The 14,128-nt window shown below is 44.1% G+C and carries 17 protein-coding genes and 1 pseudogene; 10 read left to right on the forward strand and 8 right to left on the reverse strand.

The window, feature by feature from the left end:
- Window positions 1-36 precede the first annotated feature (36 nt).
- The 3 genes from HYN59_RS09640 to HYN59_RS09650 are packed head-to-tail and all read left to right on the forward strand — an operon-like array spanning window position 37 to window position 1,825.
- Window positions 37-726 carry an HAD family hydrolase gene (locus tag HYN59_RS09640; protein ID WP_108778062.1) on the forward strand — a complete coding sequence of 230 codons (690 nt, stop codon included), beginning with the start codon at window positions 37-39 and terminating at the stop codon, window positions 724-726.
- Between the two features lie 56 nt (window positions 727-782).
- Complete coding sequence (locus HYN59_RS09645; RefSeq protein ID WP_108778063.1) at window positions 783-1,343, forward strand: YdeI/OmpD-associated family protein; 561 nt, start codon at window positions 783-785, stop codon at window positions 1,341-1,343.
- 44 nt (window positions 1,344-1,387) lie between these two features.
- The gene (locus HYN59_RS09650) at window positions 1,388-1,825 is read left to right on the forward strand and encodes a DUF6526 family protein (protein WP_108778064.1); all 438 of its coding nucleotides are present in this window, start codon (window positions 1,388-1,390) and stop codon (window positions 1,823-1,825) included.
- Window positions 1,826-2,087: 262 nt separating this feature from the next.
- On the opposite strand, the gene HYN59_RS09655 is transcribed toward HYN59_RS09650, so the two are convergent.
- Window positions 2,088-2,594 (reverse strand): hypothetical protein, encoded by a 507-nt coding sequence (locus HYN59_RS09655; RefSeq protein WP_108778065.1) that lies wholly within the window; start codon window positions 2,592-2,594, stop codon window positions 2,088-2,090.
- Window positions 2,595-2,612: 18 nt separating this feature from the next.
- On the reverse strand, window positions 2,613-2,801 hold the full coding sequence (locus tag HYN59_RS09660; protein ID WP_108778066.1) for a hypothetical protein: 189 nt from the start codon (window positions 2,799-2,801) through the stop codon (window positions 2,613-2,615).
- Between the two features lie 272 nt (window positions 2,802-3,073).
- On the opposite strand from HYN59_RS09660, the gene HYN59_RS09665 reads away from it, so the two are divergent.
- Window positions 3,074-3,613 carry a YceI family protein gene (locus tag HYN59_RS09665; protein ID WP_108778067.1) on the forward strand — a complete coding sequence of 180 codons (540 nt, stop codon included), beginning with the start codon at window positions 3,074-3,076 and terminating at the stop codon, window positions 3,611-3,613.
- A gap of 74 nt (window positions 3,614-3,687) precedes the next feature.
- On the opposite strand, the gene HYN59_RS09670 is transcribed toward HYN59_RS09665, so the two are convergent.
- Complete coding sequence (locus tag HYN59_RS09670) at window positions 3,688-4,062, reverse strand: hypothetical protein (RefSeq protein ID WP_146185910.1); 375 nt, start codon at window positions 4,060-4,062, stop codon at window positions 3,688-3,690.
- Window positions 4,063-4,235: 173 nt separating this feature from the next.
- Here HYN59_RS09670 and secDF point away from each other — a divergent pair, with 173 nt between their 5' ends.
- The 5 genes from secDF (at window position 4,236) to HYN59_RS18050 (ending at window position 9,555) form a co-directional block, all read left to right on the forward strand.
- On the forward strand, window positions 4,236-7,214 hold the full coding sequence (gene secDF / locus HYN59_RS09675) for a protein translocase subunit SecDF (protein ID WP_108778069.1): 2,979 nt from the start codon (window positions 4,236-4,238) through the stop codon (window positions 7,212-7,214).
- A gap of 153 nt (window positions 7,215-7,367) precedes the next feature.
- Entirely contained in the window at window positions 7,368-8,072 is a 705-nt protein-coding gene (locus HYN59_RS09680; RefSeq protein WP_108778070.1) for a MotA/TolQ/ExbB proton channel family protein, read from the forward strand.
- Entirely contained in the window at window positions 8,069-8,476 is a 408-nt protein-coding gene (locus HYN59_RS09685; RefSeq protein ID WP_108778071.1) for an ExbD/TolR family protein, read from the forward strand. The genes HYN59_RS09680 and HYN59_RS09685 overlap by 4 nt, the downstream gene beginning before the upstream one ends.
- A gap of 3 nt (window positions 8,477-8,479) precedes the next feature.
- On the forward strand, window positions 8,480-9,382 hold the full coding sequence (locus tag HYN59_RS18045) for an energy transducer TonB (protein WP_181369410.1): 903 nt from the start codon (window positions 8,480-8,482) through the stop codon (window positions 9,380-9,382).
- A gap of 11 nt (window positions 9,383-9,393) precedes the next feature.
- The gene (locus tag HYN59_RS18050) at window positions 9,394-9,555 is read left to right on the forward strand and encodes a DUF6364 family protein (protein WP_181369411.1); all 162 of its coding nucleotides are present in this window, start codon (window positions 9,394-9,396) and stop codon (window positions 9,553-9,555) included.
- Between the two features lie 36 nt (window positions 9,556-9,591).
- Here HYN59_RS18050 and HYN59_RS09695 read toward each other — a convergent pair.
- The 5 genes and pseudogenes from HYN59_RS09695 to folE form a co-directional block, all read right to left on the reverse strand.
- Window positions 9,592-9,871 (reverse strand): annotated as a pseudogene (locus HYN59_RS09695) (prolipoprotein diacylglyceryl transferase family protein); the annotation flags it as partial.
- Between the two features lie 56 nt (window positions 9,872-9,927).
- Window positions 9,928-10,869, reverse strand: a complete 942-nt coding sequence (gene lgt / locus HYN59_RS09700; RefSeq protein WP_108779700.1) for a prolipoprotein diacylglyceryl transferase — start codon at window positions 10,867-10,869, stop codon at window positions 9,928-9,930.
- Between the two features lie 67 nt (window positions 10,870-10,936).
- Window positions 10,937-11,188: a membrane protein insertion efficiency factor YidD gene (gene yidD / locus HYN59_RS09705; RefSeq protein ID WP_108778072.1), complete on the reverse strand. Its 252-nt coding sequence runs from the start codon at window positions 11,186-11,188 to the stop codon at window positions 10,937-10,939.
- A gap of 2 nt (window positions 11,189-11,190) precedes the next feature.
- Window positions 11,191-12,672, reverse strand: coding sequence for a cysteine--tRNA ligase (gene cysS, locus HYN59_RS09710; RefSeq protein WP_108778073.1), 1,482 nt, complete (start codon window positions 12,670-12,672; stop codon window positions 11,191-11,193).
- A 37-nt stretch (window positions 12,673-12,709) separates the two neighbouring features.
- Entirely contained in the window at window positions 12,710-13,381 is a 672-nt protein-coding gene (gene folE, locus HYN59_RS09715) for a GTP cyclohydrolase I FolE (RefSeq protein WP_108778074.1), read from the reverse strand.
- 391 nt (window positions 13,382-13,772) lie between these two features.
- Between folE and HYN59_RS09720 the strand changes: the two genes are divergently transcribed.
- On the forward strand, window positions 13,773-14,120 hold the full coding sequence (locus HYN59_RS09720; protein ID WP_146185911.1) for a hypothetical protein: 348 nt from the start codon (window positions 13,773-13,775) through the stop codon (window positions 14,118-14,120).
- Window positions 14,121-14,128 lie beyond the last annotated feature (8 nt).

A 14,128-nucleotide genomic window follows, 5' to 3' on the forward strand; every position in this document is an offset into this window, starting at 1 on the left:
TTGATTACATTTGCCTAAAAATTCGCACACTTCTTTATGAACATTAAAGTTATTGCCTTCGATGCCGATGATACCCTTTGGGTAAACGAACCTTTTTTCCAGGAAACAGAGAAGAAATTTTACCAACTGATGGAAGCTTACCTTCCGGCGCACAGCGTCGCTAAGGAGCTTTTTAAGGTTGAGGTGGCCAATCTTGATATTTACGGTTACGGGATCAAGGCCTATATCCTGAGCATGATTGAGGCCGCCCTGCACATATCCGATAAGACACTTAGTATCGATGCTGTTGAAAAGATATTGGAATACGGTAAGGAAATGCTCGACAAACCTATCGAGCTTATTGATGGGGTAGAGGATACCCTCGGGGCGCTGTATGGCAAATATAAACTGGTGGTGGCTACCAAGGGCGACCTGAAAGACCAGCATAAAAAACTCCATGAATCGGGACTGGGGCATTATTTCCACCATATAGAAGTGATGTCTGACAAGCAGCAGCTGGATTATTCAAAGATGCTGAAACGTCTGGAGATAGAGCCTTCGGAATTCCTGATGGTAGGCAATTCACTAAAGTCGGATGTACTGCCGGTGCTGCAGATAGGCGGGCACGGGTTCCACGTCCCCTTCCATACTACATGGGCGCACGAGCAGATAGACCATACTATTGAGCATGACAACTTCCGGCAGCTGGAAAAGATAACGGAATTGCTTTCGTTATTGAATTTATAAATAACGCATATCTTTAAGGGGAATTGATTAAATTGTATTTGTAATAACGAACAAGGATGGAACCCCACTTCTTCAAAACACAGGCCGACTTCCGCAAATGGCTTGACAAGAATTCCGAAAAGGAAACCGAGCTGCTGGTAGGCTTCTACAAAACCAACAGCGGCAAGCCAAGCATGACGTGGCCCGAATCGGTAGACCAGGCATTGTGCTTTGGCTGGATAGACGGTGTGCGGAAATCGCTGGGCGAAGAAAGCTATACTATCCGGTTTACGCCCCGCAAGCCCACCAGTATCTGGAGTGCCGTGAACATCAAAAAGATGGAGGACCTTCAAAAGAAAGGACTTGTGAAGCCTGCCGGAATGGCTGCTTTCGAAAAGAGGAAGGAACATAAGTCCAAAATTTATTCTTACGAACAGGAGGAACATGCGGGCCTTCCGGAGGCAATGGAAAAGGAATTCAGGGCCAATAAACAGGCATGGGATTTTTTTATGGACCAGGCAGCCTGGTACCGGAAACAAATGCTTTACCGTATCACATCGGCAAAGCAGGAAAAGACACAGCAATCGCGTTTCGAAAAGCTGCTGAACGCAAGCATAGAGGGAAAACGCATTCCGTAAAGATATTTTATACTTAAATTATATTTGACTTAAAGAATACTGCTATGGCACAACAAAGCTACAAGAACCACATCCGGTGGTACCCGCCACACCATTTTATATTTTATCCTTTAATGATGGCGCTTTTTGTCTTCACCGTGTACCAGGCAATTTATGATGAACCTGACAGGCTGCTGTGGGGCTTCCTTTCGGCTATCACAGCTGTTATCATTTGGGTAGCCTTTATGCTGCGCCAGCATTATGCGCTTACGCTGCAAAACAGGATCGTGATAGGGGAGTTGCGCTACCGCTATTTTGTGGTAACCGGCCAGCGGCTTGAGTCGTTGGAAGAGAAGTTGACCGAAGGCCAGCTCTTTGCCCTCCGTTTCGCACCCGATGAAGAACTGGCTGCACTCGCACAGAAAGCGATCAGCGAAAACCTTTCATCCGATGCAATTAAGAAATCGATAAAAAACTGGAAAGCGGATCACAGAAGGGTTTAGAAAAAGGTGTTTGGAAAAATTATTTTGTAAACGAAAGTAGCACATTCTGTCATTCTGAACGTAGCCTGCGGAGTGAAGAATCTCAATTATCGAATACTAGAGATTCTTCCTTCGTCAGAATGACATATATGCTGCTCTTTTGACTTGGTAATAGTCTGCCGGAAACTTATAGTTAAAAAAACAAAAGAGGGATAACACTAAGCTATCCCTCTCTCTTTTGGGTCAGGTTCGGAATTCAAAAATGATTTCTTACCTCTGATCCCTAAAAATCATCACCGCTGTTGTTGCGGCTGCTGTTATCGGTGCGGTCCCTTCTGTCGCTTTCATCATCATAATAATCGCTGGAAGAGGCATCGCGTTTTTCTTCGTCATGGAATCCGCGGCCCGCACCGCGCTGCATCTGGTCGTTCTGGTCCCAGTCATTGTTGCTGGTGCCGCGGCCGCCTGTTCTTTTCTCTTCTTCCCAGGTATCTTCGCTTTCATTATAGGTCCTGGATTGGGCATCGCGGCTTTCATTGTTGTTCATGTTGTCCCTGTCCCATCCGGAATCATTAAAATCATCATTATCGCTTCGCATTTGCTGAAGGTCGTCCTCTTCATAGCTCATATCGTCGTTATTCCTGCTACCTGCATTTTGAGAACGGCCTGTAGTATCCCAGTCATTTTCATTGTCGCGGCTTCCCATACGTTGGGATTCATTTTCGTTCATGTTGCGGTTTTGGTCATCGCGGCTGTTCCAGTCGCGATTGCCGTTGTTGTCTGTTTGCATAGCTTTATATTTTGGATGTTAATATTCCTTTTTATGTTCTGCAGTTTTGCCCTCCTGTATCTTTTGGGGCGTCTTGGTAGCAGCTGTTTTTTTGGCTGCGCCTTTCTCTGCTTCCTTCATCGAATTTTTCAGTTCGGGCGTGTCCTGTTTATGTAAAGGAGTGCCGCTGGAAGATTTGGGTGCCGGGGTTTGTTTTGAACTTGCCATGATATCTTACTTTAGGTTACATTACAAAGTTCGTGATGACTCAGGATGAGGTTATTGCCAATTAACTTCATCTTGGTGCGAAAAGACTTTCACGAATACGCCAACTGTAATAAAGCATCAGTGTTTACGGGCAATGGCATTTTATCGAAAACACCAACTGTTGATAAGTTTAACAAATAATTTTCCCGAAAACATTAGTATAAACCCGCTGTACTGAGTAATTTAGTGAGAGACTTAATAAGTCTTTACTGATAAAATTTTTAATAAAAATCATGGCAACAAAAAACTGGACTCTCGACCCTGCGCATTCCGATATTCATTTCAAGATAAGGCACCTCTTCATTTCATCGGTAACGGGGGAATTCAAGATCTTCTCGGGCACTATGGTAACGCCGCAGCACGACAATTTTAATGGCGCTTCGTTTAAGCTGTTTATAGATGCCTTTAGTGTAGATACCAACAACCGTGACAGGGATGAGCACCTTAAGTCACCTGACTTTTTCAGCGCCGACCTGTTCCCGCAGCTGGAATTTCACTCAACCGCATTCAGCCCTGTTGCAGGGGATAACTACAGGCTCAAAGGTGTGCTCACGATAAAAGGTATCTCAAAAGAAATTATGCTGGATGTCTTTTTTGGAGGAGAAGCGAAAGATGGGTTCGGTATCAATCGTGCGGGTTTTGAAATCATCGGAACGATAAACCGCAACGACTTTGATATTCACCCCGCCGGTATCGCAGAGGTGGGCGGACTGGTATTGGGAGAAGAGATCAAGCTGCATGCCAATATCCAGTTTACTAACGATACGGAATAATACAGTTTAGTACCGCATCTTCAAATAAATAAAAGATTATACAATAAGGTGGGCTATATATTATAGTGTCCGCCTTATTGTTGTTTTACCACCTTGTCATAATTGCCGCTGCTGTTAGGGTTTACATAATAATAGTCAAGGTTCGGCCCCGGCGATGGCATGCTCGCTATAATAGGGTCTGTATTATTATTGTGGTAATTATTGTAATAGCGGTTATTGTCGTCTGTAATGTACAGTTGGTAAAAGTCGTCTTCAGGTTTGGCGGTAGAAACTTCCTGTTTCGGGGTGTTGTTTTTAGCGTAAAAGGCAATATCGTGCTGTTTTTGCTCCTCCAGTTTTTGCAAACTTTCTTTGGTGGCGATAGTCAGGCTGGGAGACAATTGCGTTTGCTGTGCCTGTGCCTGAAACATGGCTAAAACAATTGCGGAAAGGGTCAAAAATCGTTTCATAATTCTGCCGTTTCTTCAAAAATACAAATTATTTTTCATCGTAAACCTTTAAAATAAAGGATTTCCTGCGGATTTCGTTTTTTATGATTATGTTAGCAAATTAATTGGTTTATCAATTGGTAAATTATATATTTGCTCGTTTTTAAAAAATGGAATTTTAATTTTAAGTAATAATGCAGAATAAGGGACTCATTAAATTTTTCGCAATCGTATTTGCGTTAGTATGTATTTACCAGCTTACTTTTACCTATGTAGCTCATGGTATCCAGAATGATGCCAAAGCGTTAGCTAAAGGCGATACAGACAAAGAGGTAGCCTATCTTGAATCAATGAAAGATTCAGTAGTGTACCTTGGTTATACATACGGTGAAGTAAGTGATAAGCAGATAAACAAAGGACTTGACCTTGAAGGAGGTATCAACGTTATGCTTGAGATATCTGTAAAAGACATTCTTCGCGGACTTGCGAATAACTCTACAAACCCTGTTTTCAACCAGGCTTTGGACAAAGCTACCAAAGACAGGCAAGGTAACCAGGATTATCTTGATGCGTTCTTTATTGCTTTCGATGCAGTATCAAAAGGCTCTGTAAAGCTGGCTTCACCGGAACTGTTTACCAACAGGATCATGGATCAGGCAGTAAATACAGAGATGACCGATGCCCAGGTGAAAGCGGTATTAAGGAAAAAAGTTAGTGAGGCTATTGATAGTGCTTTTGGCGTATTGACCGAGCGTATCGATAAATTCGGCGTAGTACAGCCAAACATCCAGAAAATTGGTGAGTCAGGCCGTATCATGTTGGAACTTCCGGGTGCTAAGGATATCGACCGTGTTAAGAAACTTGTTTCGAGCACTGCACAGCTTGAGTTTTGGGAAGCTTACAAAGTGAGCGATATGCAAAACTTCCTTATGGCTGCCAACCAGGCCCTTATCGCAACTGAAAAGAAAGTTGATGCAAAAGAAACTAAGACAGCTGAAAACGATTCTATTGAAAAACTATTAGGAAGCAAAGACTCTGTTAATGCTGCCAAAAAAGGAAACAACCCACTATTCGATAAACTAATGCCAGGCCAGTCAGGCCCGATCATCGGTGTGGCTGCTGCAAAAGATACAGCTAAAATAAACTCTTACCTTAAAAGGGCAGACATCCGCGCTTTGCTTACAGGCGAACAGCGTTATGCACGTTTTGCATGGGGCAAGCCGTCTGCAGCCTCAGGTAAAGATAAGAAAGGTACTTTCGTTGAGCTTTATGCGCTTAAGACGAATAAAGACAATATAGCACCACTTGGAGGGAACGTTATTACAGGTGCGAACTCGGCTTTCGACCAAATGGGCAAGCCGTCGGTAGAAATGCAGATGAGCCCAAGGGGTGCCCAGAAATGGGAAGAAATGACAGGCAAAGCATACAGGGAACAGGGCTTTATCGCTATCGTTCTTGATAATGTCGTGTATTCTGCACCGGGTGTCACCACAGGTCCTATCTCAGGCGGTAACTCGCAGATATCAGGTGCATTTGATGTAACTGAAACAAAAGACTTAGCGAACATACTAAGGGCTGGTAAACTTCCTGCAAAAGCAGAAATCGTACAGTCAGAAATTGTAGGTCCGTCACTGGGCCAGGAAGCTATCGACAACGGTATTATGTCATCGGTTGTAGGTTTGCTGCTTGTATCGCTATGGATGATCGTATATTACGGAAGGGCCGGTTGGTATGCTAACGTGGCGCTTCTTGTGAACTTATTGTTCCTTTTCGGTTTCCTTGCCAGCCTTGGTGCGGTGCTAACGCTTCCGGGTATTGCGGGTATCGTACTTACCATGGGTACTGCAGTGGATGCGAACATCATCATCTACGAGCGCGCAAAAGAAGAATTGCGTTCAGGAAAAACACTTGACGAAGCCGTTAAGGCTTCCTATAGCTGGAGGGGTGCGATGTCATCTATCACAGATGCCAACGTAACGCACGTACTTACAGGTCTTGTACTATTGATATTCGGTACCGGCCCGGTTAAAGGTTTTGCCACTACACTATTGATAGGTATCTTCACCTCACTATTTACTTCTATATTCATTGCAAGGCTTTTCCTTGACCACGATATCAGGAAAGGAAATGTGGTAACATTCGTTACAGGAATGTCTAAGAACTGGTTCACCAATTTCCATTTCAACTTCCTTGGCGCTAAGAAATTTACTTACATATTCTCTTCACTTGTAGTTATAGTAAGCTGTGTGTCTTTCTATGTTAATGGCCTTGACCAGGGTATCGACTTCGTAGGAGGGCGTACATTCCAGGTGAAATTTGAGAAATCTGTTTCGGCTGACGAGGTAAAAGACGAGCTTGAAAAAGCGTTTAACGAAGGTGTTGACGTAAAAGTGTTCGGTAACGATTCTCAGCTTAGGATCACTACAAAATATAAGGTAAAAGAAAATACAGTTGAAGCCGATGCAGAAGTTAACAAAAAACTATACGAAGGCCTTAAGAGCCATTACTCAAGTGATGTAACGTATGAGAAATTCGTAAACACTTACCAGGGTAAGAAAATCGGTATCCTCCAGGCTTCCAAAGTGAGCGCTGTGGTTGCAGATGACATTAAGACCAACTCGTTCTGGGCAGTATTAGGATCTATGGCTATCGTGTTCATTTACCTTATGGTGAGCTTCAGGAGATGGCAGTACAGCCTTGGTGCAATCGCGGCGGTGGCGCACGACGTTATCTTCGTATTGGGTATCTACTCGCTATGCTACAAGTTTATGCCATTCCACATGGAAATGGACCAGCACTTTATCGCGGCTATCCTTACAGTTATCGGGTACTCGATGAATGATACCGTAATCGTATTCGACAGGATCAGGGAATACATTGCAGGTAAGACAAAAGGTAACTTCTATGAAATAGTGAACAAATCAATCAACACTACTATGTCAAGGACGGTGAATACATCACTTACCATGATTCTTGTGTTGGCGATCATGTTTATCTTCGGTGGCGATTCTATCCGCGGGTTCATCTTCGCGATGCTTGTAGGTATCATCGTAGGAACCTATTCATCGCTGTTCATTGCAACGCCGGTACTTGTTGATACAATGTCTGCTAAAGACAAAGACAAGATCGAGCACGAACACAACGACGAGATCGTTCCTGAAAAATTGAAATAATTCATCTTGTTAATTATATAATAAACCTGCCTATCCGATAGGCAGGTTTTTTTTTATTTGTTTTTCTGCATACTCAAAAAATCATATATTCGTTATCAATTATAAATACTGGCATTTTGCCTAAGCACTATATTTAAAAGAAACACGTAAAGCATGACAAATTTCATTTTCTTATTACTACAGGATAGCATACCGGCTGCTGCCAAGGACTCTACAGCTGCGGTTATCGAAACAAAAGAAATATCAGTAAACTATTTATCGCTGGTTATGAAAGGCGGGGTGATGGTTATCCCGATATTACTGCTGTTTTTCTTTACCCTTTATGTAATTATAGAAAGGGCGATGTACTATAAAAAAGTGACAAGGCATAACGAATCGCTGATGAGCGATGTGCGCCACCAGATAACCACAGGCAAGATAGAAGTAGCCCAGATGACGGCTGCAAAAGCGGGCACTGCAGAAGGCAATATCCTTGAAAGCGGCATCTCTATGCTGGGCAGGCCAATGGGCGAGATCGAAGGGATGATGGAAAAAGCGACCAATGTAGAGATTGGCCTTATGGAAAGAAAATTGGGCTGGCTGGGACTTGCAGCCGGTATTGCGCCTATTTTGGGCTTTATCGGTACCATTGCAGGGGTTATCAAGATATTCTACCAGATATCCGAGACTGCTGATATTTCCATCGGAAGCATCTCCGAAGGCCTTTATGAAAAGATGATCAGTTCCGGCTTAGGCCTTATCGTTGGTGTGGTGGCTTATTCAGGATACCACTATTTTAATATGGTCATCGACAGCTTTGCATTACGCATACAAAAACAGGCAATACAATTCGTTAACCTAATCACGACAGGAAAATGAGGGTAAGGAGAAATAAACGTTTCCATGCAGAGATCGCGGCGTCAGCGCTTAGCGATATCATGTTCTTTTTGCTCCTGTTCTTCCTTATCATATCTACGCTTGCCAACCCGAACGTTATAAAGCTGATGCTGCCCAAGGCGCGCACAACGGCTACTACCGATAAGGCGCACACCAGCGTATCGGTGCTTGTGATGGAAGATGAAACGAAGCAATATTTTATAGATAAAGTGCCGGTAACCTACGAAGAGCTGGAAAGCAAGCTTGCCGAGCAGGTACAGAAAACGGGCGACAATACCGTTATCGTGCGTTTTCCTTACAACTGCCTGGCACAGGATATGGTAGACCTGCTGCAGGTAGGCGAGCGCCTGAAGCTGAAATTTGTGATCGCTGTATCTAAACAGTAAACCATGGAGAAGATAACAAAAGAGGAAAAAGAATCGGCGATAATAACGATATGCATTTTTTTTGCAATATTCCTGCCGCTGGTTTTTGTTACCTATACAGTTACGTACCCCGACCCGCTCACGGTTATGCTTGAAGGCGGTGGCGGGGGAGGAGGCGTTACCCTGAATTTTGGCGACAGCAACGATGGTGTGGGTGCCAATTACAGGAGTGAGTTGCTCGAAGCCGCGAGTAAGGTAAAGGCCGAGCCTGCCCCAAGCGCTCCTTCGGAAGAAGTAGTGGGCAGCGATGACGATGAGTCGGAAGCGGTGGCCAATACCAAGCCCGTTGAGAAAAAAGACCCACGCATGCAAAATGCCAAGCCTGAAACCGATAAGCCTGTAACACCTAAAAAAACTACTAACAGCGCACTGGATAACCTGCTTAACAGCAACAATACCGGCGATGGCGAAACCGGCAGGGCAGGCAACCAGGGCAGCAGGAACGGCGATATAAGCTCCGGTGCTTATTCCGGTTCGGGAGGAAGCGGCGGAGGCCGTGGCGGTGGACAGGGTTCTGGTGACGGAACAGGTACGGGGCCCGGCTCAGGAAGCGGTAGTGGCGGCGGAAGCGGTGCCGGCCGTGGTACAGGGGTAGGGGACTACCAGCTGGCAGGCAGGAAAGTACTTACCAAGCCAAAGCCAAATTATAATTGTAATGAGGAAGGTATAGTAGTTGTTTCCGTATCGGTAGACAGGGATGGCAAGGTAATCGCGGCAACTCCGGGAGCAAGGGGTACGACCAACCCTGCAAGCTGTTTATTGACCCAGGCAAAAGCAGCAGCCCTCCAAACGAAATTCGACAGCAGTTCTGATGCGCCTGAAAAGCAGGTGGGTAAGATCATTTACAACTTTAAGTTGACTGATTAACTTATTATATTATGATAAGATTTAAATTTTTAGGAGCTTTTTTAAGCTCCTTTTCTTATAAGCGTAAAAACAAAATAACTCCTTTGGTCGAAAGCCTTACAGGAGCTGTGAATCCAATTCAGGATGATTATAGAAAAGATTATACGGAATATCTTTCGAAAAAATATTTGTAATCGCTCTATTTAATATCCTCAATAGCTCTAGCCGCTTTACAGCGTTTCCCTCCTGTTCCCAGTAGTAAATATCAAATAGAAACCTTCTAATATAAACGGTATACTAAGCCATTGCCCAGTGGATAATATCGGGTTTTCGCCTTCGATACCGCCCTTGCTTTGCTTTACGAATTCCACCGCAAAGCGCACTCCACAGCAGTACAAGGAAAACCCCAAAGATAAGCCCGTACTTTTTGCGTGCATCGGTTTTCCAGTGCATCAGGTAAATGATCAGGAAGACGAATACATAACAGGACGCTTCATACAGCTGTGCAGGTAGGGTATTCCATTCCAAAATAAAAAACCGCTCTTTATGGGAGCGGTTGGTATCTTTTATAAGGTTTCCTGCCTGTTCTTTGCTGTAAATATCAAGTAGAAGCCCACTAATATAAAAGGTATGCTGAGCCACTGCCCTGTAGATAGTAATGGATTTTTGCCTTCAAAACCGCCCTGGCTCTCCTTAACGAACTCTACTACAAAGCGTACGGTCCATAATAATACAAGGAATACCCCGAAAATAAGGCCGTGCTTTTTGCGGGCATCGGTTTTCCAGTACATAAAGAAGATGATAAGGAATACGAATATATAAAGGAATGCCTCATACAATTGTGCCGGATGCCTGTAAGGAATGTCGGCCAGGATATTTGCAAACTTAGGATCGTGCTCAACAGCCTCGTATGCTTTATCATAGTTCTCAATTCCTGTTTTAGCTACAATTTTGGCTTTATTATAGTCATCTTCACCACGAATGAATTTAACTGCGGTAGGTGTGTCGGGAGAAGTTACATCGCCTAATATTTCACTATTAAAGAAGTTACCCAAACGCACGAAGATACCGCCGCTCGTTACGGGTATTACAACCCTGTCCAGTACCCAAAGCAACGGCCTGTGAATCACTTTCCGGCTGTAATATATCATAAATAGTATAATCGCAATGGCGGCACCGTGGCTGGCCAGCCCGGCAAAGCCTGTAAATTCGAATTCCGGCCTGAATTTGAAAGGAAGCAGTATTTCTTCGGGATGCTCACGAAAATAGGGCCAGTCGTAAAAGAAAACCTGTCCGAGCCTTGCGCCAAGCAATGTGGCAATAAGGGTATAAATGAATAATTTATCCAGTTTTTCCATCGATTCCCCTTCGCGCTCAAATATTTTTTTCATGATATACCACCCAAGGGCAAAGGCGATTACAAATCCGAGGCTGTAATAGCGCAGCATTATCGGGCCTAAGTGAAATCCTTCGGGAGAGTTCCATACCATGCTTAAACTGTGTATCATCTGTGTTGTATTGGTTTTTGTAAAATTAAATAAATGCCGGGCATTGCCGCCAAAAAACAATATTAAATTAATGTTTATGCCCGCATCCCTTTTCGGGTACCGGGTCATAACCCCGGCCACCCCACGGATTGCAGCTTACAATGCGTTTTATGGCAAGCCAGCTTCCCATGAGCAGCCCCCTTTTTTGCAATGCCTCAATGGTGTATTGTGAGCAGGTAGGGGTGTACCGGCATGCCGATGGCAGGATAGGGGAGATGGCTACCTGGTAAAACCGTATCAACAGTACAAAAGGCAATGTGATGAGCTGCCGCGCCTTCAAAATCAGTTTATTGAAAAGGTTGTGCCTTCCTTGCCATCTTTCAGTTCTATACCAAGCTCGGTAAGCCTGTTGCGTATCTGGTCGGACAGTGCAAAATCCTTATTGGCACGGGCCTCATTGCGCATAGATATAAGCATGTTCATTACGCCTTCCAGCTTGTCGTTGCTGCCTTCATCTCCTGCTTCACTTTTAAGCCCAAGCACATCATATATAAAGGAGTGCATGGTTTTCGTTAGGCTTTCAAGGTCGGCTGCGGTAAGCGACTCTTTGCCTTCTTTCAGCAGGTTGATGTAACGCACGCCTTCAAAAAGGTGCGCAATTAGTATCGGGCTGTTAAAGTCGTCGTTCATGGCATCGTAGCAAAGCTGTTTCCATGCTGCGATGTCAAGGGTTGAATTGCCCGAAGCGGTAATGCCAGATAGGGTATCCATTGCCTCCATAAGGCGGTTATAGCCTTTTTCTGCGGCTACAATGGCATCATTCGAAAAATCGAGTATGCTCCTGTAATGTGCCTGCATCATGAAAAACCTTGCCACCGATGGCGAAAATGCTTTCCCCAACTTGTCGTTATTGCCCGAGAACAATTCTCTTGGCAGTATATTATTCCCGGTAGACTTTGCCATTTTTTTGCCGTTTAGCGTAAGCATGTTGGCGTGCATCCAGTAATTTACCGGGGCATTGCCGGTGCAGGCTTCGTTTTGGGCGATCTCGCATTCGTGGTGAGGGAACTTTAAATCCATACCGCCGCCGTGGATGTCAAATTTATTGCCCAGGTATTTGGTGCTCATGGACGTACACTCCAGGTGCCACCCGGGAAAACCGTCGCCCCATGGCGAAGGCCAGCGCATGATGTGCTCCGGCTCTGCTTTTTTCCAGAGTGCAAAGTCGGCAGGGTTCTTTTTTTCATCCTGTCCCGCAAGTTCGCGCGAGTTTGACAGCATGTCGTCAAGGTTCCTTCCGCTCAGTATGCCGTAATTATGCGTTTCATTATATTTTACCACATCAAAATATACCGACCCGTTTGCCAGGTAAGCATAGCCGTTATCGAATATCTGCTTTATGGTTTCTATCTGCTCGATGATGTGTCCCGTTGCAGTTGGCTCAATGCTTGGCGGCAGGCTGTTGAATAGTTCCATGATCTGGTGGAAATCGACAGAATATTGCTGCACGATTTCCATCGGCTCCAGCTTTTCAAGCCTTGCTTTTTTCGCGATCTTGTCCTCACCTTCATCGGCATCATCCTCAATGTGGCCCACATCGGTTATATTCCTGACATAGCGAACCTTGTAGCCTAAATGCTTCAGGTAGCGGAAAACCAGGTCGAATGAGATAAAGGTCCGGCAGTTGCCAAGGTGTACATTGCTGTATACGGTAGGCCCGCACACATACATGCCCACAGCACCTTCGTGCAGGGGAACAAATGTTTCCTTTTCGCCGCTAAGCGTATTGTAGATCTTTAAATTCTGTTGCTGGTATAACTGCATGTGCTGATAAATTGGCGTTGTATACTATATATAGGTGTTAAAACTGCGTATCCAGTTTAATGTAGTCTAAAAATTCCCTGCGAACGCTCTCTTCTTTAAACCTGCCTCCAAATTCAGAGGTTACGGTGCTGCTTTCGATATCACGTATGCCGCGTGAGTTCACGCAAAGGTGCTTGGCATCGATCACACAGGCAACATCTTCGGTACCCAGCACTTTTTTAAGCTCCTGCACGATCTGCATGGTAAGCCTTTCCTGAACCTGCGGCCTTTTGGCAAAATAATCTACGATGCGGTTCATCTTAGAAAGCCCTACCACAGTACCGTTGGATATGTACGCCACATGCGCGCGCCCCACAATTGGCAGCAAGTGGTGCTCGCAGGTAGAATATACAGTAATGTTTTTTTCTACGAGCATTTCGCCGTACTTATATTTATTCTCGAATGTAGAGGACCCTGGTTTTTTTGCAGGGTTGAGCCCGCCGAATATTTCTTTAACGAACATTTTTGCTACACGGTTGGGCGTTCCTTTGATGCTGTCATCGGTAAGGTCCATTCCCAGGGTAACTAATATGTTCTCTACGTCTTTTTTTATCGATGCAATCTTTTCGTCATCAGTCATATCAAAGGCATCCGGCCTTACTGGTGTCTTTGCGCCCGATGCTATATGGTTGTCTCCTATTTCGTCTTTGCTGTCGTCGTTATGGATCATTATTTTTGTTTTATTAGTACAGGTAAAAATCAGCAGGCAAAGATAATTATAAAAGTTGATTGTACGCGGGATACTTATATTGGTTTTTTTAACGTTATGATATAGCAGCCAAAATGAAAAGCTATTAAAATCACACTTCCTTTATAAATTGTTAAAAATGAAATTTTTTCAAAAAAACGCGTAGGGTAAATGCGAATACGAATGTTGTATATAAAAAAATAACCTGTTTTGTGTTTTATTTGAATCAAATTTATGTAAATTTCGCACCAAAATATTTTTAGGTGACACGCGGGATAAGGAAGCTCATAGTGAAGCTATAAGACAAAAATGATATCCGCCGGATCCTTTTAAATATTTTGACTACTAAACAAATGAAGAAAATTATTTACCTATGAAAAATTGTTATATGCTTGCCGCAGCCCTTATGCTTACGCTTGTGTGCCATGCACAGGAAAGTAAAAGCGCTCTTAAGGTAGTGAAAACAGAGCCCAATGGTGTTGTTATTTATGAAGCGCAGGGAGTTGAAAGGCCTTTGGACGCCCCGGCCCCCCAGGTCGTGAGAGAAGCTGCACCAACATTTCTGGAACTTTCCCAATCCGAATTGGAGACCAGGCTATATGATGTAGACAGAAAACTGACATTGGCAAAAGAAAGGCAAGATGCTGAAAGTATCTCAGTTTATGAGAACGAGAAGCAGCGTGTTTTAGAAAGAATCGAAGTTGTAAAAGGCGGTAAATAAAAAGAAAA

Source organism: Flavobacterium album (genome assembly GCF_003096035.1).
GTDB classification, from domain to species: Bacteria; Bacteroidota; Bacteroidia; order Flavobacteriales; family Flavobacteriaceae; genus Flavobacterium; species Flavobacterium album.